This window comes from Citrobacter sp. Cb023 (genome assembly GCF_030336805.1).
Lineage (GTDB): Bacteria > Pseudomonadota > Gammaproteobacteria > Enterobacterales > Enterobacteriaceae > Citrobacter > Citrobacter braakii.
Map to the genome: position 1 here is coordinate 202,791 of NZ_JAOWCV010000032.1, position 21,597 is coordinate 224,387.

General features: G+C 51.7%; 21 protein-coding genes. 9 read left to right on the plus strand and 12 right to left on the minus strand.

Annotated features, from left to right (window positions below):
- Positions 1 to 103: 103 nt before the first annotated feature.
- Positions 104 to 928, plus strand: coding sequence for a protein bax (locus OGW44_RS07435; RefSeq protein ID WP_016154930.1), 825 nt, complete (start codon positions 104 to 106; stop codon positions 926 to 928).
- A gap of 42 nt (positions 929 to 970) precedes the next feature.
- On the opposite strand, the gene xylR is transcribed toward OGW44_RS07435, so the two are convergent.
- The 4 genes from xylR to xylF all read right to left on the minus strand — a co-directional run bounded on the left by xylR (position 971) and on the right by xylF (position 6,032).
- The gene (gene xylR, locus OGW44_RS07440; protein ID WP_016154929.1) at positions 971 to 2,149 is read right to left on the minus strand and encodes a D-xylose utilization transcriptional activator XylR; all 1,179 of its coding nucleotides are present in this window, start codon (positions 2,147 to 2,149) and stop codon (positions 971 to 973) included.
- A gap of 80 nt (positions 2,150 to 2,229) precedes the next feature.
- Positions 2,230 to 3,411, minus strand: a complete 1,182-nt coding sequence (gene xylH, locus OGW44_RS07445) for a xylose ABC transporter permease XylH (RefSeq protein WP_016154928.1) — start codon at positions 3,409 to 3,411, stop codon at positions 2,230 to 2,232.
- Positions 3,389 to 4,930, minus strand: coding sequence for a xylose ABC transporter ATP-binding protein (locus tag OGW44_RS07450; RefSeq protein WP_046275786.1), 1,542 nt, complete (start codon positions 4,928 to 4,930; stop codon positions 3,389 to 3,391). Before OGW44_RS07450 ends, xylH begins: the two co-directional genes overlap by 23 nt.
- A gap of 109 nt (positions 4,931 to 5,039) precedes the next feature.
- On the minus strand, positions 5,040 to 6,032 hold the full coding sequence (gene xylF / locus OGW44_RS07455; protein ID WP_016154926.1) for a D-xylose ABC transporter substrate-binding protein: 993 nt from the start codon (positions 6,030 to 6,032) through the stop codon (positions 5,040 to 5,042).
- 365 nt (positions 6,033 to 6,397) lie between these two features.
- On the opposite strand from xylF, the gene xylA reads away from it, so the two are divergent.
- From xylA to yiaA, 4 genes are all read left to right on the plus strand, one after another.
- Positions 6,398 to 7,720, plus strand: a complete 1,323-nt coding sequence (xylA, locus tag OGW44_RS07460) for a xylose isomerase (RefSeq protein ID WP_185654916.1) — start codon at positions 6,398 to 6,400, stop codon at positions 7,718 to 7,720.
- A gap of 71 nt (positions 7,721 to 7,791) precedes the next feature.
- On the plus strand, positions 7,792 to 9,246 hold the full coding sequence (xylB, locus tag OGW44_RS07465; protein ID WP_185654917.1) for a xylulokinase: 1,455 nt from the start codon (positions 7,792 to 7,794) through the stop codon (positions 9,244 to 9,246).
- A gap of 166 nt (positions 9,247 to 9,412) precedes the next feature.
- Positions 9,413 to 9,781 carry an inner membrane protein YiaB gene (yiaB, locus tag OGW44_RS07470; protein ID WP_103283330.1) on the plus strand — a complete coding sequence of 123 codons (369 nt, stop codon included), beginning with the start codon at positions 9,413 to 9,415 and terminating at the stop codon, positions 9,779 to 9,781.
- On the plus strand, positions 9,782 to 10,219 hold the full coding sequence (yiaA, locus tag OGW44_RS07475; RefSeq protein ID WP_016154922.1) for an inner membrane protein YiaA: 438 nt from the start codon (positions 9,782 to 9,784) through the stop codon (positions 10,217 to 10,219).
- A 40-nt stretch (positions 10,220 to 10,259) separates the two neighbouring features.
- On the opposite strand, the gene OGW44_RS07480 is transcribed toward yiaA, so the two are convergent.
- Positions 10,260 to 11,255, minus strand: a complete 996-nt coding sequence (locus tag OGW44_RS07480) for an acyltransferase (RefSeq protein ID WP_109017937.1) — start codon at positions 11,253 to 11,255, stop codon at positions 10,260 to 10,262.
- Positions 11,256 to 11,428: 173 nt separating this feature from the next.
- Between OGW44_RS07480 and OGW44_RS07485 the strand changes: the two genes are divergently transcribed.
- The 3 genes from OGW44_RS07485 (at position 11,429) to glyS (ending at position 14,823) form a co-directional block, all read left to right on the plus strand.
- Positions 11,429 to 11,737 carry a YsaB family lipoprotein gene (locus OGW44_RS07485; RefSeq protein WP_016154920.1) on the plus strand — a complete coding sequence of 103 codons (309 nt, stop codon included), beginning with the start codon at positions 11,429 to 11,431 and terminating at the stop codon, positions 11,735 to 11,737.
- Positions 11,738 to 11,832: 95 nt separating this feature from the next.
- The gene (gene glyQ, locus OGW44_RS07490) at positions 11,833 to 12,744 is read left to right on the plus strand and encodes a glycine--tRNA ligase subunit alpha (RefSeq protein WP_185654918.1); all 912 of its coding nucleotides are present in this window, start codon (positions 11,833 to 11,835) and stop codon (positions 12,742 to 12,744) included.
- Between the two features lie 9 nt (positions 12,745 to 12,753).
- Positions 12,754 to 14,823, plus strand: coding sequence for a glycine--tRNA ligase subunit beta (gene glyS / locus OGW44_RS07495; RefSeq protein WP_016157728.1), 2,070 nt, complete (start codon positions 12,754 to 12,756; stop codon positions 14,821 to 14,823).
- Positions 14,824 to 14,886: 63 nt separating this feature from the next.
- Here glyS and cueP read toward each other — a convergent pair whose 3' ends face one another.
- The 3 genes from cueP to OGW44_RS07510 form a co-directional block, all read right to left on the minus strand.
- The gene (gene cueP, locus OGW44_RS07500; RefSeq protein ID WP_104651747.1) at positions 14,887 to 15,426 is read right to left on the minus strand and encodes a copper-binding periplasmic metallochaperone CueP; all 540 of its coding nucleotides are present in this window, start codon (positions 15,424 to 15,426) and stop codon (positions 14,887 to 14,889) included.
- Between the two features lie 187 nt (positions 15,427 to 15,613).
- On the minus strand, positions 15,614 to 15,826 hold the full coding sequence (cspE, locus tag OGW44_RS07505) for a transcription antiterminator/RNA stability regulator CspE (RefSeq protein WP_000014594.1): 213 nt from the start codon (positions 15,824 to 15,826) through the stop codon (positions 15,614 to 15,616).
- 279 nt (positions 15,827 to 16,105) lie between these two features.
- The gene (locus tag OGW44_RS07510) at positions 16,106 to 16,396 is read right to left on the minus strand and encodes an HTH-type transcriptional regulator (protein WP_016157726.1); all 291 of its coding nucleotides are present in this window, start codon (positions 16,394 to 16,396) and stop codon (positions 16,106 to 16,108) included.
- A 380-nt stretch (positions 16,397 to 16,776) separates the two neighbouring features.
- On the opposite strand from OGW44_RS07510, the gene OGW44_RS07515 reads away from it, so the two are divergent.
- On the plus strand, positions 16,777 to 17,487 hold the full coding sequence (locus tag OGW44_RS07515) for a DUF3053 domain-containing protein (protein WP_016154915.1): 711 nt from the start codon (positions 16,777 to 16,779) through the stop codon (positions 17,485 to 17,487).
- Positions 17,488 to 17,545: 58 nt separating this feature from the next.
- Here OGW44_RS07515 and ghrB read toward each other — a convergent pair whose 3' ends face one another.
- The 4 genes from ghrB to OGW44_RS07535 form a co-directional block, all read right to left on the minus strand.
- Positions 17,546 to 18,520 (minus strand): glyoxylate/hydroxypyruvate reductase GhrB, encoded by a 975-nt coding sequence (gene ghrB / locus OGW44_RS07520; protein ID WP_016154914.1) that lies wholly within the window; start codon positions 18,518 to 18,520, stop codon positions 17,546 to 17,548.
- 22 nt (positions 18,521 to 18,542) lie between these two features.
- Entirely contained in the window at positions 18,543 to 19,823 is a 1,281-nt protein-coding gene (locus tag OGW44_RS07525; protein WP_003827389.1) for an MFS transporter, read from the minus strand.
- 70 nt (positions 19,824 to 19,893) lie between these two features.
- The gene (locus tag OGW44_RS07530) at positions 19,894 to 20,832 is read right to left on the minus strand and encodes a sugar kinase (RefSeq protein ID WP_046275780.1); all 939 of its coding nucleotides are present in this window, start codon (positions 20,830 to 20,832) and stop codon (positions 19,894 to 19,896) included.
- Between the two features lie 3 nt (positions 20,833 to 20,835).
- Positions 20,836 to 21,585: a sugar phosphate isomerase/epimerase family protein gene (locus OGW44_RS07535; RefSeq protein WP_185654919.1), complete on the minus strand. Its 750-nt coding sequence runs from the start codon at positions 21,583 to 21,585 to the stop codon at positions 20,836 to 20,838.
- Positions 21,586 to 21,597 lie beyond the last annotated feature (12 nt).

The following is a 21,597-nucleotide window of genomic DNA, read 5'->3' on the forward strand; positions in this document are numbered from 1 at the left end:
GTGGGTGCTCTTGACGGCTATTTTTGATATGATTTGAGATTCATCTCTCATTTTTGTGAAAAATATAAGGTGTTGGAATGTATAAATCCGACCAGGAGACCTAATGATATTGACTCCCATTCGACGATATGGGGCAATGATTCTTATGTTACTCACCGTTGCATTTTCGGGTGAGGTGCTGGCAAAGACACACACGGCGACAACGAGTCACAAGCCCCAGATAACCAAGGCAAGTAATAAACAGGTTAGCAGTAAACAAGAGTATTCTCGCAATAGTGCAAAGAGTAGTTCACTTCCTGATTTGCGAAAATACCCTTCCGGAACACCAAGGAAAAAAGCGTTTCTCCGGACGGTTATGCCTTATATTACCAGTCAAAATGCTGCCATTACGGCGGACCGTAACTGGCTGATTTCAAAACAGTACCAGAACCGCTGGTCACCGACTGAGCGTACGCGTATGAAAGACATCGCGAAGCGCTACAAGGTGAACTGGTCTGGTAACACGCGTAAAATTCCGTGGAATACGCTGCTTGAGCGTGTAGACATTATCCCGACCAGTATGGTGGCAACCATGGCTGCGGCAGAAAGCGGCTGGGGTACGTCGAAGCTGGCGCGTAGCAACAACAACCTGTTTGGCATGAAATGTGGCAAGGGTCGTTGTAACAATGCACCGGGTAAGGTGAAAGGCTACTCACAGTTTGAATCAGTGAAAGAGTCGGTGAATGCTTACGTCATTAATTTGAATACGCATCCGGCCTACTCTTCCTTCCGTAAGTCACGTGCGCAGTTGCGTAAAGCCGATCAGGAAGTCACCGCCACCGCGATGATCCATAAGCTGAAGGGTTATTCCACTAAGGGACAGAGTTATAACAACTATCTGTTCGCAATGTATCAGGACAACCAGCGTTTAATCGCCGCGCATATGTAATTTCGAGTGCCGGATGGCGACTTCGCCCTCCGGCTATCATCTTTATAGCAACACTTCACTGTTCACATCGCGATACTCTTTTGGCGTCGTGTCGTACTCTTTCTTGAATACCGAATAGAAATACTGCAGAGATGGGTAGCCGCACATCTGTGAAATTTCGTTGATTGAAAGCGTGGTAGAAATCAACAGGCTGCGCGCCTTTTCCAGCTTTTCGGCATGAATCACGGCGTGAATGGTCTCTCCGACCTCTTCTTTAAAGCGTTTCTCCAGATTCGAACGTGAAATCCCTACTGAGTCCAACACTTGATCAACCTTGATACCTTTGCAGGCATGGTTGCGAATGTAATGCATCGCCTGAATAACGGCAGGATCGGTAAGTGAACGATAATCTGTAGACTGACGCGCAACAACGCGTACAGGAGGAACCAGAATGCGCTGTAGGGGAATCTCTTCGTGAGCCAGCAGGCGGTGGAGTAGTTTGGCTGCCTGATACCCCATTTGTCTGGCCCCCTGAGCGACGGAGGACAAGGCGACTCGTGACAGGTAACGGGTCAGCTCTTCGTTATCGATACCAATGACGCACAGTTTTTCCGGTACCGGAATATGCAGATGTTCACAGGCCTGCAGAACGTGCCGCGCACGTGCGTCGGTGACGGCGATAATCCCGGTTTGTGGAGGTAAGGTTTGCAGCCAGTCCGCCAGCCTATTTTGCGCGTGCTGCCAGTTTTCTGGCGCGGTTTCCAGACCTTGATACACCACGCCGCGGTACTTCTCTTTGGCAACCAACTGGCAAAACGCATATTCACGTTCTGCGGCCCAGCGTTTACCGCTTGAAGCCGGAAGACCATAAAATGCAAACCGGTTAATCCCTTTCTCTTTCAGATGCAGGAAGGCGCTTTCTACCAGCGCGTGGTTGTCGGTGGCAATGTAATGTACTGGTGGATAATCTTGCTGCAGATGGTAGGAACCCCCAACGCCAATGATCGGAACATCCACATCGACAAGTAATTGCGCAATATCATCATCGTCATAATCGGCAATAACGCCGTCGCCTAACCACTCTTTAATGTTATCAATGCGAGCACGAAAATCTTCTTCTATGAAGATATCCCACTCCGATTGCGACGCTTGCAGATACTCGCCAACCCCTTCAACCACCTGACGGTCGTAGGCTTTATTGGCATTAAATAACAACGTAATACGATGACGTTTATAAAACATGGTTCTTTTCCTGCTGAATCATGTAGATAAGACAATGCCGGTTGCATTAACCGGCATTGAGATACACCCACTTCTTAAATTCAGGAACGACGTTTGGTTGCTGAGTCCATCCATACCGCCAACAACAATATCGCTCCTTTCACTATGTATTGCCAGAAGGTGGGGACGTCCATCATACTCATTCCATTATCGAGAGAAGCCATAATGAATGCGCCCATGACGGCGCCGGCAACACTCCCGACCCCTCCCGCCAGGCTGGTTCCCCCGATGACACATGCGGCAATGGCATCCAGTTCTGCAATGTTCCCTGCGGAAGGGGAACCTGCGCCAAGCCGGGAGCTAAGAATGAGCCCGGCAATGGCGACCATCAAACCATTAATAGCGAAGACGGCAAGTTTGGTGCGTTCAACGTTGATACCAGAAAGGCGGGCGGCTTCCAGGTTCCCGCCAATGGCGTAAATTCTCCGACCGAATGCCGTGCGCGTGGCCATAAACATCCCACCGAGCAGCAGCAGCGTCAGCAGCAGGACGGGCGTTGGAACACCACGATAATCGTTTAATAGCCAGATTGCCCCTAAGACGACAATGGCTGTGAATGCCTGGCGACCCACAGCCGACGTTGATGCGGGAGTGGCAAGGCCTAACGCCTGGCGACGCATACGGCCTCGCCATTGCCAGCCAACAAACGCCATTAAGCCGAGAGCACCGATGACAAAGCCTGTGCCATCAGACAAGTAGCTCTGACCAATCTGAGACATTGCTGCGCTGGTGGGGGATACGGTGGTGCCGTTGGTGATGCCAATCAGAATACCGCGGAAAGCCAGCATTCCCGCAAGGGTGACGATAAACGACGGAACCTTGCGGTAAGCAACCCACCATCCATTCCATGCCCCGAGGAGCAATCCCAGAGTCAGGGTTACGATCACCGTCAGCGGTAAAGGCCAGCCTAGCCAAACATCACAGATCGCCGCTACGCCGCCCAATAATCCCATCATGGAACCGACAGAGAGATCGATTTCAGCGGAAATGATCACAAACACCATACCCACGGCAAGAATACCGGTAATCGCAGTCTGTCGAAGCAGGTTCGAGACATTACGTGCGCTCAGGTATGCGCCATCAGTGGTCCACGTGAAAAACAGCATAATCACGATAATCGCCGCAATCATGACGAAGACTTGCAAGTTAAGCGATTTTATTGCTGGGAAACCACCTGTGATAGAGGGAGAAAGTTTCGCTTCAGACGGATTGTTTTTCGACATGATGTTCGCTCCTTAATGCGGCTTCCATCACCTGCTCCTGAGTCAGGTTATGATTTACCAGGTTAGCTTTCAGTTTTCCTTCATGCATCACGAGGATGCGATCGCTTAGTCCGAGCACTTCAGGTAATTCAGAGGAGATGACAATCACGGCAATGCCTTCCTGGACGAGCTGGTTGATGAGTTTGTAGATTTCATATTTGGCGCCGATATCAATACCCCTGGTGGGTTCATCAAGAATGAGAATCCGGGGATTTAACAGGAGGCAACGTGCGAGAATCGCTTTTTGCTGATTCCCTCCGCTCAGACGCCCGATCGCAAGGTCGGGGGACGATGTTTTTACTTTGAGCTGTTGAAGCGATTCCAGAATGCATTTTTGTTCAGCGGCATCATCAAGATGGCTCATGCCCCCGGTAAATTTATCGAGTGCAGCCAGCGTGATATTTTTCCCCACAGCCATCACCGGAACAATGCCATCTTTTTTTCTGTCTTCAGGCACCATGGCGATGCCATGAGCAATAGCTTGCTGGCAGTTATGGATATGCACCTGAGTGCCTTCAATAAAAATCTTTCCCTCCCAACGACCAGACCAGACGCCAAACAGACACTGTACGGCTTCGGTACGTCCTGCACCGACGAGTCCGGCAATGCCGAGAATTTCGCCCTGCTTGAGTGAGAAAGAAATGTCGTTGACGCGTTTTATATGGCGATTGACGGGATGCCAGGCTGTCAGATTCTCAACCCGTAAAATCTCTTCTCCCGTGGTATGAGGCTCGCTGGGGTAAAGTGCGGTGAGCTCACGACCAACCATCATGGTGATAATATCGTCTTCAGTCATGTTGGTCGCATCGCGTGTGCCGATGTGTTTACCGTCGCGAATAACGCAAATGGTATTCGAGATGGCCTTAACTTCATTCAGTTTGTGTGAAATATAAATGCAGGCGATATCATGCTGTTGTAGGTCACGTATAATATTCAGCAGTATTGCAGTTTCCTGCTCGGTGAGGGAGGCCGTTGGTTCATCCAGAATAAGTAAGCGGACCTGCTTATTCAGCGCTTTTGCAATTTCTACCAGCTGTTGTTGCCCTAATCCTAAATCGCCCACGCGCGTATCTGGCGAAATAGACAAACTGACCTGATCGAGTAATTTTTGACAGCGTAACGTCATCATCTCGTAATCAAGAACGCCGTTACGGGTCATTTCGTTACCGAGGAAAATATTTTCCAGTATTGTTAACTCTTTCACCAGGGCTAATTCCTGGTGGATGATCGCAATACCCTTACGTTCGGTATCACGAATATGGCTGGCACGGATGGCTTCGCCAGCAAAAATGATCTCGCCTTCGTAGGTTCCATGCGGGTAAATTCCGCACAGAACTTTCATTAGCGTCGATTTACCCGAACCATTTTCACCGCATAATGAAATGATTTCGCCAGCATTGATCCTAAGGCTAACGTTATCAACCGCCTTCACTACGCCGAATGTCTTGGTAATGTTTTTCATTTCAAGAAGATATGGCATAACTGCTCCACATAAGCCAATAAGAGAACCCTGCGTGGACATTCACGTTTATCCGTGGCGAATTTGACACCACGTTTTATTGCCCTCTGATTTGCAGAGGGCACATGGCTTACAGATCGCTTTTCTTGTGGAATCCGTCTTTAATGACGGTCTCGTTAATATTGTCTTTGTTAACATCAATAGGTGTGAGTAGTCGGGAAGGGACATCTTTCAGGCCATTATTCAGCGAAGTATCTGCTTTAGGCTGTTGATCATTTCCCAGTTCGACGGCGATTTCCGCAGCAGTATTTGCGAGCAATGTAATAGGTTTATAAACCGTCATGGTTTGAGTCCCGGCGACAATGCGCTTGATGCCTGCAAGGTCAGCATCTTGTCCGGAAATAGCGACTTTTCCTGATAATCCTTGCGCACTCAGCGCCTGAATCGCACCGCCAGCTGTGGCGTCATTTGAGGCAACTACTGCGTCAATTTTGTTATTGTTGGCGGTTAGCGCATTTTCCATAATCTTCAACGCATTCTCCGGTAACCAGCCGTCAACCCATTGATCGCCCACCACCTTAATTTTTCCGCTGTCGATATACGGTTTTAATACTTTCATTTGTCCAGCGCGGAACAGCTTCGCGTTGTTATCAACGGGTGAGCCACCCATCAGGAAATAATTCCCTTCGGGAACAATATTGACTAATGATTGAGCCTGTAATTCACCTACTTTTTCATTATCGAAAGAGATATAAAAATCGATGTCAGCATCATTGATCATGCGATCGTAAGCCAGCACCTTGATCCCTTCTTGTTTTGCTTCTTTGATAACATTGCTTAATACCTGGCCGTTGTAAGGGATTATCACAAGGACATCCACGCCCCGGTTTATCATGTTTTCAATCTGCGACATTTGGGTTTCTTCATTACCATTCGCTGATTGTACAAATACTTTCGCACCAAGCGATTCAGCTTTGTTGACGAAAATATCGCGATCTTTCTGCCAGCGTTCCAGGCGGAGATCATCAATCGCCATACCGATTTTTACTTCTTTGGCATGACCTGCGACGCTGGTGAGTAAAAGGGACGTGCAAACAGCAAGTAAAATGTTCTTCATCTTCATAATCGTGATGCCTTTTGTAGGGGAGAAACAGCAGTAAAAGTAACAATCACAGCATAAGACGTAGCAGAGTTTTAACAGGTAACGGCGGGAAGGCAATTATAGATTTTTATCTTCCAATTACGTTTTTTGGTTTATTTCTTGATTTATGACCGGGATCGTATTTTAAATGATTCGTTACCTGGGTTGCATTTAAGTTTGATAAGTAACAATTTTTAAATTGGTCAGATTTTATTTTGAGAAGTAGCGCACACTTGTGAATTATCTCAATGGCAGTATGAAATAACATAATTGAGCAATGGGTGGGGAGTGCCCAATATTACGACATTATCCATCACCCGCCGCATTACCTGATTATGGAGTTCATTATGCCAGCCTATTTTGACCAGCTTGAGCGCGTTCGTTATGAAGGCACCAAATCAACTAATCCATTAGCATTTCGCCACTACAACTCTGATGAGTTAGTGTTAGGCAAGCGTATGGAAGATCACCTGCGATTTGCTGCCTGCTACTGGCACACTTTCTGCTGGAATGGTGCAGATATGTTTGGTGTTGGTGCATTTAATCGCCCGTGGCAGCAGCCCGGTGGAGCGCTGGAATTAGCGAAGCGCAAGGCGGACGTGGCGTTCGAGTTTTTCCACAAACTGAACGTGCCCTACTACTGCTTCCATGACGTGGATGTCTCGCCGGAAGGTGCGTCGCTGAAAGAGTACAAAAACAATTTCGCGCAGATGGTTGATGTACTGGCGGCAAAACAGGAGCAGAGCGGCGTGAAGCTGCTGTGGGGAACGGCAAACTGCTTCACCAACCCACGTTACGGCGCGGGCGCGGCCACGAACCCGGATCCGGAAGTGTTCAGCTGGGCCGCCACTCAGGTGGTTACGGCTATGGATGCCACGCATAAATTAGGCGGTGAAAACTACGTTCTGTGGGGCGGTCGTGAAGGCTATGAAACGCTGCTGAATACCGATCTGCGTCAGGAACGTGAGCAAATTGGTCGCTTCATGCAACTGGTCGTGGAACACAAACACAAAACCGGTTTCCAGGGCACTTTGCTTATCGAGCCGAAGCCGCAGGAACCGACCAAGCACCAGTACGATTACGATGCGGCGACCGTATACGGATTCCTCAAGCAGTTCGGTCTGGAAAAAGAGATCAAACTGAATATCGAAGCCAACCACGCCACGCTGGCGGGTCACTCGTTCCATCACGAAATCGCCACCGCTATCGCGCTGGGTCTGTTTGGCTCTGTCGATGCCAACCGTGGGGACGCGCAACTGGGCTGGGACACTGACCAATTCCCGAACAGCGTAGAAGAGAATGCGTTGGTGATGTACGAAATCCTGAAAGCCGGCGGCTTCACCACCGGTGGCCTGAACTTCGATGCCAAGGTTCGTCGTCAGAGTACCGATAAATACGATCTGTTCTATGGTCATATTGGTGCGATGGATACCATGGCGCTGTCGCTGAAAATTGCGGCGCGTATGATTGAAGACGGTGGTCTGGATCAGCGCGTGGCTAAACGTTATGCCGGTTGGAATGGTGAGCTGGGCCAGCAAATTCTGAAAGGGCAGATGACGCTGACGGAAATTGCGCAGTACGCTGAACAACACAACCTGGCGCCAGTGCACCAGAGCGGTCATCAGGAATTGCTGGAAAATCTGGTGAACCATTATTTGTTCGACAAATAACGGGTCTCTGAGTATGTCCGTAAGCCCGGTCAGCTCGCGCGACCGGGCCTTTCTTTAAGGAACGATGCCCTATGTATATCGGGATAGATCTTGGCACATCAGGCGTAAAGGCCATTCTGCTCAACGAGCAGGGCGATGTGGTCGCTTCGCAAACAGAGAAACTCACCGTCTCGCGCCCGCACCCGTTATGGTCAGAACAAGACCCAGAGCAGTGGTGGCTGGCAACGGATCGCGCTGTGAAAGCCCTGGGTCGGCAGCATTCACTTCGCGAGGTGAAAGCGTTGGGGATTGCCGGACAGATGCACGGCGCGACGCTACTGGATGAACAACAGAAGGTATTGCGCCCGGCTATCCTGTGGAACGATGGTCGCTGCGCCGAAGAGTGCGTCATGCTGGAGAGCCTGGTTCCGCAGTCTCGTGCCATCACCGGCAACCTGATGATGCCTGGCTTTACCGCGCCAAAGCTGCTGTGGGTACAGCGCCACGAACCGGAGATTTTTAGCCGGGTTGATAAAGTCCTGCTGCCGAAAGATTACCTGCGCCTGCGTATGACCGGCGATTTCGCCAGCGATATGTCTGATGCGGCTGGTACCCTGTGGCTGGATGTTGCGAAGCGTGACTGGAGTGATGTCATGCTGGAAGCCTGTAAGCTGACTCGTGCGCATATGCCTGCGCTCTATGAAGGCAGTGAGATTACCGGAACATTGTTGCCAGCAGTCGCCAGGGCCTGGGGAATGCAGGAGGTTGCGGTGGTCGCCGGAGGTGGGGATAACGCAGCGGGGGCGGTTGGCGTGGGCATGATGAATGCCGGTCAGGCGATGCTATCGCTGGGTACTTCCGGGGTCTATTTTGCGGTCAGCGACGGCTTTCTCAGCAAACCGGAAAGCGCGGTCCATAGCTTTTGCCATGCCTTGCCTGAACGATGGCACCTGATGTCTGTGATGCTAAGTGCGGCATCCTGCCTGGACTGGGCGGCAAAATTAACCGGACTGGCGAGCGTTCCTGCGTTGATTGCCGCAGCGCAACAGGCGGATGAACACGCTGAGCCGGTCTGGTTTTTACCCTATCTGTCCGGTGAACGTACGCCGCACAACAACCCGCAGGCAAAGGGCGTATTTTTCGGTCTGACGCATCAGCATGGTCCGGCGGAGCTGGCACAGGCGGTGCTGGAAGGCGTTGGTTTTGCATTGGCTGAGGGTATGGACGTGGTACACGCCTGCGGCGTGCAGCCCTCCAGCATTACGCTGATTGGCGGCGGGGCGCGCAGCGAATACTGGCGTCAGATGCTGTCTGACATCAGCGGATTGCAGTTGGATTACCGTACCGGCGGCGATGTTGGTCCTGCTCTCGGTGCGGCGCGTCTGGCGCAGATTGCCATTAATGCGCAGCAGCCATTATCAGACCTTCTACCTCAGCTTACGCTGGAGCAGGCGCATTATCCTGATGCCGAGCGCCATGCCCTTTACCAACAGCGTCGGGAAACCTTCCGCCGAATCTATCAGCAATTACACCCGCTGATGTCCTGACCCTAAATCCCCTCTGGTAAACAGCGGGGATTTATCAAATATATATTTCAATCTAATTAATAATTAGCGCGCATGAATTTATTCTGAAAGTCCGGCGTAGTGGCCTTTTCTGTGTTGTCTTTAGTGGGTTATTCATATTGTATCCATGATGGATAAGGAGGTCCCAATGAAGACGACAAGGCTGTTGCCATGGATATTATTCTTCTCTGGTGCATTTATTTACGTTATTGGCTTATGGCGGGCATGCCCGTTATTGAGTAGCAAAGGCTATTTTTTCGCCGTGCTGATGACGGGAATGTTTGTGACGTACGTTTATCAGCGTGCAGAAAATCTCAATCAGAACGATGAACACTTCGCCTCTGTATGTCAGATGGTGGCGCTCATCACGGTAGGGGTGCTGTTGGTGGGCGTATTGAATGTCCCATTATCACCCCTCGAAAAGGGGCTGTTCCCGCTGGCATTCATCGTATGTTTACTGGGGCAAGTTTTACTCATGCGTTCAGCAGAATATTTATCTAAAGGACCGGAACTCTAAATGGAAAACAGGACATCAACTTATTCACCGGCATTTAGTATTGTGTCATGGGTCGCGCTTCTCGGCGGCATTGTGGTTTATCTGCTGGGGTTGTGGAATGCCGATATGCAGTTGAACGAAAAGGGGTATTACTTTGCTGTTTTGGTGCTTGGTTTGTTTTCTGCTGCGTCGTATCAAAAGACGGTACGGGATAAATATGAGGGGATCCCGACTACGCCGATTTACTACATAACCTGTCTTGCCGCGTTTATTATTGCGGTTGCATTGTTGGTTATCGGTTTGTGGAATGCCACGCTGCTGCTAAACGAGAAAGGGTTTTACGGCCTGGCCTTCTTTTTAAGCCTGTTTGGTACCGTTGCGGTGCAGAAAAATATCCGTGATAGTGGCTTTGAGCATCCAAAAGAAACGCTGGCAGTCGCAGACGATTTTACGGAGTGATCGTATGCCCTCGATGGTTACCGATCGAGGGCTTTTATTGTTAGCTCACCAGTCTGCGCGTATCGATGCGCTGCAACAATACAGACAACAGTAAACTTCCCGCCAGCGTGGCGCTAAAAATCCACAGCATATCCAGCGGCGGCCAGTTTTTGAGTTCTACACCGTTGGTGCGTAGCGCGTGAATGATCAGCGCATGAAAGCCATAAATGCCCAGGGAGTGGCGGGAAATAAGGCCCAGTACCGGCAGAGTGCGCGTACTGAGCGTATTTTTGACCAGCGTCAGGAGGGAGGCAGCACAAATAAACACCGCCGGGCCGCAATAGAGATACCAGGTATCGGCAAAATTGCCTCGCCAACGCAGTTCATGCAACGTGCCTCGAGAAATAATAAACACTGCGATGATAAACAACGCCGCACAGAGCCAGGTAAGTGCGCGCTTGTGCGTATCCATCATACCAATCGCTCGGCCTAGCATACCGTACACGATGTAGTAGAACGTGTCGCCACTGATGTACAGGTTGATGGGAAGCCACTCAAAACCGCCAATTTTTTGTGAGACGGTATTGGGATTGGCAATCACCCCAATCACCACCATAAGCGCCAGCAGCATCTTGCCGCTGATATTTTTTACCTGTATCAGCGGGGAAACCAGGTAGATTACGGCGATCGCGAAGAAAAACCACAGGTGATAGAACACCGGCTTTTGCAGCAGGTTTTTCAGCGACAGCTCAGCGTTGATCGAGGTAAACAGCAGGATGTAGGCCAGCGCCACGCTGCTGTAAAACAGGATGCAGAGCGCAATGCGCATGAAATGGCGCGGTTTGGCGCTGCGCTCGCCAAAAAACAGATAGCCCGAAATCATAAAGAACAACGGGACGCTGACGCGAGAAGCTGAATTGAGCACATTGGCCAGATCCCAATTCAATGGGCTGACGCTTTGCGCATTGGTGATGTACCAGGCCGTGGTGTGGATCATCACAACCATGAGACAGGCTATCCCGCGCAGGTTATCAATCCAGAATATTTTGGGCTGCATCAGTTCCTCTGTATTCATTAAAAAAAGTCTGACCGAAATTTTGCGAGCGTAGCTCACTGGAAAAATCCGAGTTCTTACGCTAAAGCTTGAGATGGTCTGATGAGATTCTCAAAATAGCATCCGTTTCCAGACACTTAATAATAAGACTGACCAGCAAACCAGGCGCTAATAAAATGATGATGAAGTATTTCTTTTCCGCGATCGTTACCCTTTTACTGGTTGCGTGCGCCGACACCCAGCCGCCTGCACCCGCGCAGAAGGCGCAAAAGATCAAAGTCAGTGCAACACGTTCGCTGGATATGGAGTCACTGTGTAAAAATGAGGCGGCACAAATCTACAACACTGGTGTGCAGAAAATTGATATCTCCGGTCTGGAACAATTTCAGGGCAGCTATGAGATGCGTGGTTCTACCTTCCGTAAAGAGAGTTTTGTCTGCTCTTTTGATGCAGACGGGCAGTTTTTACACCTTTCCATGCGCTAAGTTCCCCCTTTTTCCCGTTTCGTACTGTATATCTTGCAGCCAGCGGGTATACTGACCGCTTCCTTTAAATCCACACGTATCCAGCACGAAATAATATGCAAAAGTTTGATACCAGGACCTTCCAGGGCTTGATCCTGACCTTACAGGATTACTGGGCTCGCCAGGGCTGCACCATCGTTCAACCATTGGACATGGAAGTCGGCGCGGGGACATCTCACCCAATGACCTGCCTGCGGGCGCTGGGGCCGGAACCGATGGCGACTGCTTATGTGCAGCCTTCTCGTCGTCCGACCGACGGCCGCTATGGCGAAAACCCGAACCGCTTACAGCACTACTATCAGTTCCAGGTAGTGATTAAGCCGTCTCCGGACAACATTCAGGAGCTGTACCTGGGTTCTCTGAAAGAGCTGGGTATGGACCCGACCATTCACGATATCCGTTTCGTGGAAGATAACTGGGAAAACCCAACGCTGGGTGCCTGGGGTCTGGGTTGGGAAGTGTGGCTGAACGGCATGGAAGTCACGCAGTTCACCTACTTCCAGCAGATTGGTGGTCTGGAATGTAAACCAGTGACCGGGGAAATTACCTACGGTCTGGAACGTCTGGCCATGTACATTCAGGGCGTAGACAGCGTTTACGACCTGGTCTGGAGCGACGGCCCGCTGGGTAAAACCACTTACGGCGACGTGTTCCATCAGAACGAAGTGGAGCAATCCACCTACAACTTCGAATACGCCGACGTGGACTTCCTGTTCACCTGCTTCGAGCAGTACGAGAAAGAAGCGCAGCAGCTGCTGGCGCTGGAAAATCCGCTGCCGCTGCCTGCGTATGAACGTATTCTGAAAGCCGCCCATAGCTTCAACCTGCTGGATGCGCGTAAAGCCATCTCCGTCACCGAGCGTCAGCGCTATATCCTGCGTATTCGCACCCTGACCAAAGCAGTGGCAGAAGCTTACTACGCTTCCCGTGAAGCCCTTGGCTTCCCGATGTGCAACAAAGACAAATAAGAGGCGGCCATGTCTGAGAAAACTTTTCTGGTGGAAATCGGCACTGAAGAGCTGCCACCAAAAGCACTGCGCAGCCTGGCTGAGTCCTTTGCTGCGAACTTTACCGCGGAGCTGGATAATGCTGGCATCGCGCACGGCAACGTGGAGTGGTTCGCCGCGCCGCGTCGTCTGGCGTTGAAAGTCGCTGCCCTGGCTGAAGCACAACCCGACCGTGAAGTAGAAAAACGCGGCCCGGCTATCGCCCAGGCGTTTGACGCCGAAGGTAAACCGAGCAAAGCGGCCGAAGGTTGGGCGCGTGGCTGTGGCATCACGGTTGATCAGGCTGAGCGTCTGACCACCGACAAAGGCGAGTGGCTGCTGTATCGCGCGCATGTGAAAGGCGAAAGCGCTGAAGCGTTGCTGCCGAATATGATCGCCACCTCACTGGCGAAGCTGCCGATCCCGAAACTGATGCGCTGGGGCGCGTCTGACGTTCACTTCGTGCGTCCGGTTCACACCGTGACCTTGCTGCTGGGCGACAAAGTTATTCCGGCAACTATTCTGGGTATTCAGTCCGATCGCGTGATCCGCGGGCATCGCTTTATGGGCGAGCCGGAGTTCACCATCGATAATGCCGATCAGTACCCAGAAATTCTGCGTGAGCGCGGCAAAGTGATTGCGGATTACGCTGAGCGTAAAGCCAAAATCAAAGCCGATGCCGAAGACGCGGCGCGTAAAATTGGCGGCAACGCCGATCTGAGTGAAAGCCTGCTGGAAGAAGTCACCTCGCTGGTGGAATGGCCGGTCGTGCTGACCGCGAAGTTCGAAGAGAAATTCCTCGCTGTTCCGTCCGAAGCGCTGGTTCACACCATGAAAGGTGACCAGAAGTACTTCCCGGTATACGCGAACGACGGCAAACTGCTGCCGAATTTTATCTTCGTTGCCAACATCGAATCCAAAGACCCGCAGCAAATCATCTCCGGTAACGAGAAGGTGGTTCGTCCGCGTCTGGCGGATGCCGAATTCTTCTTCAATACTGACCGTAAAAAACGTCTGGAAGACCATCTGCCGCGTCTGCAAACCGTGCTGTTCCAACAGCAACTGGGTACGCTGCGCGACAAGACTGACCGTATCCAGGCGCTGGCGGGCTGGATTGCTGGTCAGATTGGCGCTGACGTTAACCACGCAACGCGTGCTGGCCTGCTGTCCAAGTGTGACCTGATGACCAACATGGTCTTCGAGTTCACCGATACCCAGGGCGTGATGGGCATGCACTACGCGCGTCACGATGGTGAAGCGGAAGATGTCGCTGTGGCGCTGAACGAGCAGTATCAGCCGCGTTTTGCCGGTGATGACCTGCCATCTAACCCGGTTGCCTGTGCCGTGGCGATTGCCGATAAGATGGACACCCTGGCGGGTATCTTCGGTATCGGTCAGCATCCGAAAGGCGACAAAGACCCGTTTGCGCTGCGTCGTGCCGCGCTGGGCGTATTGCGCATCATCGTTGAGAAGAACCTGAATCTGGATCTACAAACGTTGACCGAAGAAGCGGTTCGTCTGTATGGCGACAAGCTGACTAACGCCAACGTGGTGGATGATGTGATCGACTTTATGCTCGGTCGCTTCCGCGCCTGGTATCAGGATGAAGGTTACACCGTCGATACCATTCAGGCAGTACTGGCGCGTCGTCCGACTCGTCCGGCTGATTTCGACGCACGTATGAAGGCGGTTTCGCACTTCCGTACGCTGGAAGCCGCGTCCGCGCTGGCTGCAGCGAACAAGCGTGTATCGAACATCCTAGCGAAGTCTGAAGAGACGCTGAATGACCGTGTAAATTCGGCAACGCTGAAAGAGCCGGAAGAAATTGCGCTGGCGCTGCAGGTTGTGGTGCTGCGCGATAAGCTGGAGCCTGTCTTTGCAGCTGGTCGTTACCAGGAAGCGCTGGTTGAGTTGGCGGAACTGCGTGAACCGGTTGATGCGTTCTTCGAGAAAGTGATGGTCAACGTGGAAGATAAAGATCTGCGTATTAACCGTCTGTCTATGCTCGCAAAACTGCGCGAACTGTTCCTGCGCGTAGCGGATATTTCTCTGCTGCAGTAACGCTCCTGAGCTGACTTTGAAAAGCCGGATAAGCATTGTGCCATCCGGCTTTTTTGTATGTTGTTAGCGCAGCTGTAATTTTGTCAGACAGGTCTGGCTGTCTTCCATCGTCTTGATGGGATACTCTGCCGTTTTACCGTTGTAACTTACCGCGATTGTGCCTGCCATATTGCGCGGTAGCCATACCCCGACGAAGCCATTTCGACCACTCTTCATCACTTTTTGTACCATCACCTCACCCTTGTTATCCGTCACTTTGACATTGAATGCCTTCTCCGGCATTTCGCCCTGGCAGCCAGAAAGGCTGTGGTTGAAGCAAGGATGTGTTTGCCATTCATAGGGGGCAAATGACAGATAGAACTTGTCACCGAGCGGTAGGGTATAAATCTGATCGCCCGAAGAGAGCTTCAGTTCGGTACTGGTGATAGATGCTGAGTACGGCAGCGGGCGGTTCTGCGGCGACTGGTCAATGGTCTCGACGATTTGCTCGACGGATTTACCGCTGAGCCCGTGTTCCGCCAGAAAAGCAGCTTCCGGAGTTGCTGCGAACGCGCTACCGGTTGTGAGCAAACCTAAAACCAGCAGCAGTGAGGATTTCGACATAACTTCAATTCCTTGTGAATATTGTGGAATACAGACTGGCTCACTATAAAGCTTGCCCTTAGGGAAAGGTCAAAGGGAGGACGGGTAAAGTAATGCAAAGAAGCGTTTGGGCGGGGAGTCTTGCGAAGTACAGATAAAAAAAATCCCCGCCGTTTGGCAGGGATTCAGAATTTTGAGCTTTTTAAGCTTACAGGCTGGTTACGTTGCCAGCTGCCGGGCCTTTAGCGCCGCTTTCGATGGTGAAGGAAACTTTCTGACCTTCGTCCAGAGATTTGTAGCCATCGTTCTGGATAGCAGAGAAGTGTACGAACACGTCTTTAGAGCCATCGTCAGGAGTGATGAAGCCGAAACCTTTGTCAGCGTTGAACCATTTTACGATACCAGTCATTTTACCGGACATAGTGTATTACCTTTTAAAAAATAAGTGTGCCTTTCGGCGATATGGCGTGCTTTACAGATTTTTTAACAGTAAAGGAAATGCTCACTACGAAGGGTATCAACGATAACTCTTGAAGGGACTTGCCTTACTAACTGCTGTAATGGTCTGTACGTCAAACCGTTGAGGGCATTAACTCATTTTACGCATGTGGATGCAACTACTATTTTCTTTTTTGTGGATAACCCCCTTAAGGGAACGGCCCTTTTACAGGACCGTTCATAAGTAAAATTGAAAAATAGTTCAATCCATCAGTTGCTTACTTAATCTTGGGTCTGCCTGAATCAGGCGCATTAACTTCAATTCGGTATTGGAAGGCTTTACGCGTTTAGACTCCCATTCATGAACCGTCGCGACCGTCACGCCCATCACTCGGGCAAAATCATCTGTTTTTAAACCTGTCCCTCGTCGTAGCTGTTCAAATTCGGTGAAAGGGTTGGTTTTTTGCGTCAGAGTAACCGTCTGCGATACATCTTTAAAAACAATCTGCTCCAGACTGCTCAGCAGTTCAAACATAGGATCTTTGTATTCCATTGAGAACTCCTACAAATCACACAGCGGGATCGTGAATTTCATCGAAGCTCATTAAGAGTAGTCGGAAAAAATGAAGCCGGATTTTAGGTTTGCGTGATGGATACGTTTCAGCGGATCGGGGTCGACAATCTTTTGCAGGCTAACGAACTGATAAAGGTCGGGATCTGCGAACGATCGATCCCGATTGTAAAGATGACTAAAATATGACGTCGTGTGGTAAATGGCGCATTGTTTAGCAAAACGATGGGTGGCGGGAGCGGTTATTTTCCCCCACAAGATTACGCGGAAAGGGTATCTTGCGGGGCTGACCTGGACTATCCTTGTCAACGTCAGGCACGCGGGTGTCGTTGTGCGCATTTTTGGGTGAAAGGAGTATTAAAATGGCGACAGGTAAGTCCTGCTCTCGCTGGTTTGCGCCTGTTTTGGCGCTCTTAATGGTAGTTGGCCTGAGTGGGTGTTTTGATAAAGAAGGCGATCAACGCAAAGCGTTTATCGATTTTCTGCAGAATACTGCAATGCGTAGCGGAGAGCGTTTACCAACGCTGACCGCCGATCAGAAAAAACAGTTTGGCCCGTTTGTGTCCGATTACGCGATTCTGTATGGCTATTCGCAGCAGGTTAATCAGGCAATGGACTCCGGTCTGCGCCCGGTGGTTGATAGCGTAAATGCGATTCGTGTTCCTCAGGATTATGTGACTCAGCGTGAACCGCTGCGTCAGGCAAATGGTGCGTTGGGCGTATTAGGGCAACAGTTGCAGAATGCGAAACTGCAGGCAGATGCTGCGCATGGCGCGCTGAAGCAGGGCGAGGATCTGAAGCCGGTCTTTGACCAGGTCTACAATAAAGTCGTCACTGTACCTTCAGAGGCGCTACAGCCGCTGATCCCTGCCGCGCAAATCTTCACGCAGCAGTTAGTTCAGGTTGGTGATTTTGTGGCACAGCAGGATACGCAGGTGAGCTTTGTCGCTAACGGTATCCAGTTCCCAACTTCACAGCAGGCAAGTCAGTACAACACGCTGATTGGCCCGTTGGCCTCTCAGCATCAGGCATTTAATCAGGCCTGGACTGCTGCGGTGAATGCCGCTCAGTAATGAAGGCGCTGTAATACATAAAAGGCCGGGTAAGCGTAAGCGCTACCCGGCCTTTTGTTTATGGCGCGACCTGCGGGTTCACGCAATTCTTCTCAACGCGTCCTTGCAGCGCATCGATTAAGTTATCCACCGCACAGGCCGCCATGTTATAGCGCGTTTCATGCGTCGCTGAACCTATGTGCGGTACGGCTACCACGTTTGGCAGCGCCAATAGCGGTGAGTCTGCTGGTAATGGCTCCTGCTCAAACACATCCAGGCCTGCGGCATGAATTTCCCCGCTTTGCAGGGCGGCAATCAGCGCTTTTTCATCGACCACTGGCCCACGCCCGGCGTTAATGAAAATGGCGGAGGACTTCATTTTGGCAAACTGTTCGGTACTAAACAGATGATGCGTTTCTGCGGTTAACGGCAGGATCAGGCAGACAAAATCGGACTCCTGCAACAGCGTATCGAGGTCGCAGTAACGCGCGTTGAAGCGTTCTTCCGCCTCCTGGTGATGACGGCGCGCGTTATAAAGAATCGGCATGCTAAAACCAAAATGCGCGCGTTGCGCCAGCGCCAGACCAATACGGCCCATGCCGACAATCCCCAGCGTTTTGTGGTGTACATCCGTACCAAACCAGTCCGGCCCGATACTTTTGGTCCACTCGCCAATTTTCACCCGTTCAGCAACTTCTACCACGCGGCGAGCGGTGCTTAACACCAGCGCCATTACCGTATCGGCGACAGTTTCCGTCAGCACGGTTGGCGTGTGCATCAACAGCACCTTGCGCGCGTTGAGGGCATCGACGTCGAAGTTGTCATAACCTACGGAAATCGTGGATGTCGCACGAAGCCTGGGCATTCTCTCCAGTAGGGCGGTATTGACGGCTTCACTGGAACCCAGCAGACCTTCCGCGTTGGCAAAAGCCTCGGCGTGCTGTGCGACCGTTTCCGGGCGCAGGTTAGGCACATGAGTCACAGTAAAATGCTCTTCCAGGCGATGCAGTAAATCGTCAGGTAACGCTTTATAGAGAATAATGGACGGCTTCATGCGAATCTCCGTAAGTTAAAATTTAAGCGTGGCGTGCGCCAATAGGTAATTGCTGATTATTAGCAGGCTTAACAATTAAAGTTAGCCATACTGAGACAAAAAGCGCTACCCCCATAAATATGTACGAGGCGGATGGGCTGCCGGTTGCGCCATTGAGGTAGCCGACAAACCATGAACCAAAGAATGAGCCTAGCGCGCCCATGCTGTTAATCAGCGCCATTGCACCCCCGGCGACGTTGCGCGGCAGCATTTCCGGGATGATGGCGAAGAAGGGGCCATATGGGGCGTACATTGCCGCACCCGCAATAACTAACAGCGTGTAAGAAATCCAGAAGTGGTCTGCACCCACGGCCCAGGAGCCGATAAAAGCGAAAGCGGCTATCAATAACAGCGGCCAGACAAACAGTTTACGGTTTTGCAGCTTATCGGAGGCCCAGGAGACGAGGATCATCGCCGCCGTCGCCGCCAGATAAGGTACGGATGACAGCCAGCCAACCTCTACCATGCCCAGATTTGCGCCGCCGTTGCGGATAATCGACGGTAGCCACAGGACAAAACCATAGACGCCAATACTCCAGGCGAAATACTGCATGCACAGCAGGATGACGTTACGTGAGCGGAAGGCCTCGCTATAGTTACGCACGGCTTTGATGCCTTGCTGCTCTTTTTCCAGTTGCGCCTGAAGGGCGGCTTTTTCAGATTCTGACAGCCAGCCGACCTGAGACGGTTTGTCTTTTACCAATACCCACCAGCAGAACGCCCAGATGATGGCCGGGAAGCCCTCGATGATAAACATTTCCCGCCAGCCCAGCGCCTGGATCAGATAACCGGAAACCACAGACATCCACAGGACGGTAACCGGGTTACCGAGGATCAGGAAAGTGTTAGCGCGCGAGCGCTCGGATTTCGTAAACCAGTTGCTGATATAAATCAGCATTGCGGGCATCACCGCGGCTTCAACGACGCCAAGAATAAAGCGGATGGCGGCAAGCATTGGAATATTGCTGACCATACCGGTTAACGACGCGCATGCGCCCCAAAGGATCAGACAGACAAAAATCAGTTTTCGTACGCTGCGCCGTTCTGCGTAAATCGCGCCTGGGATCTGAAAGAAGAAATAGCCGAGGAAAAACAGAGCGCCCAGCAGGGAAGAGATCCCTTTGGTAATGCCGAGGTCCTCGTTGATACCGGCGGCGGAGGCGAAGCTGAAGTTCGCACGGTCAAGGTACGCCAGGCTATACGTGATAAACACGATTGGCATAATGTACCACCAGCGTTTTGCTGCATTAGTTGAGCTATTCATAGACTGCCCTCTGGTTATGCTGATACGCCGCCTCTGTATGTAGGGTACAGAGACAGAGTTGGCCGGGAGTTTATTCCCCTAATTGTTCACGTGTGGGTAATCCTTCGCTGTCGCCCTGAACCTGAATGGCCAGTGCGCCGATTTTATTGCCGCGGGTCACCGCCTGATGCAGCGAACGGCCTTCCAGCAGGGCGCTGATAACGCCCACGGCAAAGCCATCGCCTGCGCCGACCGTATCGACCACGTTGTCGACTTTTACCGGTGCAACGCAACCTTGTTCACCGCTGGCTGTTTTGTACCAGGCGCCATCAGCCCCGGTTTTGATGATCACGGCCTTCACTCCGTGACGCAGATAAAAGTCGGCGATGGCTTCAGGCGTCTGTTGGCCGGTTAAAATCATCCCCTCTTTTAATCCAGGTAAAACCCAGTCAGCCTGGAATGCCAGCCGGTTCAGTTTTTCCACCATCTCGGCTTCGCTTTTCCACAGCACCGGACGCAAATTTGGGTCGAACGAGATGGTCTTCCCCTGGGCTTTCAGCGTGCGGGCGGTGTGCGCCAGTAGTTCATAGGAGCTGGCAGAAAGCGCAGCCGCCACGCCGCTCAGGTGCAAGTGGCGCGCGCTGGCGAAATAGTCCTCGTGATAATCCTCAACGCTGAGGTGGCTGGCGGCGGACCCTTTGCGGAAATACTCCACAATGGGATCGGTTCCATTTTCGACCTTAGATTTAAGCTGAAAGCCGGTAGCGTAACGCCCGTCCTGGGTAACTCCCTGCGCATCTATCCCTTCTTTTTCCAGCGACTTAACGATAAAACGACCAAAACTGTCGTTGCCTACGCGGCTCACCCAGCCGACCTTCAGGCCCAGACGAGCAAGACCGGTCGCCACGTTGAGTTCAGCGCCTGCAACGCGCTTGATAAACTGCTCTACATCCGTCAGTTCGCCGGTTTGCGTGGCGACAAACATCGCCATCGCTTCACCAATAGTGACCGCATCCAGTGAATTTTTCATGTGTTACTCCTCGCGTAACAGCTCGACGTAGTGGCGGGTAACCGCCGTCAAATCCTGCCCTTCCAGGGGGAACTCAATACCGCGCGGAACATCGTTGGGCAGCGTTTTTAACAGCGCCAGCCAGCGTGAATCTGCTTTATCAGGTGGTACGGCACGGTAGCTATCGCGATGCGTAACAGCGGCTTTGACATGGATATATCCGACGGTTGGCGCCAGGTTCTGCGCGGCCTGTTCCGGGGAGTCGCCAACCCACAGCCAGTTGCCCATATCGAAAGTCAGAGATATCGGCAGGTTTTGCGTCTGACAGGCTTCATTAAAGCGTTGCATCGGCTGCAGGCGTCCGCAGGCGGTCTGATCGTTTTCCACAACCAGCTCCATACCGCTGTTGTCCAGCCATTCACGTAAATCGTCGAACTGTTCGGTATGGGAAAAATGACCGAGAGAGACTTTTAACCACAGCGCCTGTAGGGCCTGCGCTTCTTCGAGGAGCTGCGGAAGTCGGGGATTCAGGTTCCCATCCTCAAGGAATAACGGTTCAGGCGCTGAATAACAGGCCAGCAGGCCGAAGAGTTCGATTGCAGAGGCCGTTGTGGACAGCGTTTTCAGCTCGGCGTCGGTTAATAACTCGCGGCGGATTTCGACGCCGTCAGCACCGGCTTCGGCAATGATGGGTAACATTGCCGTTTGCCCGCCTGCGGCCCGCACCTGGTCGTAGCCGTAGGCGGCGGTAACCACCATAATTTTTCTTTTCATGGAAACTCCAGA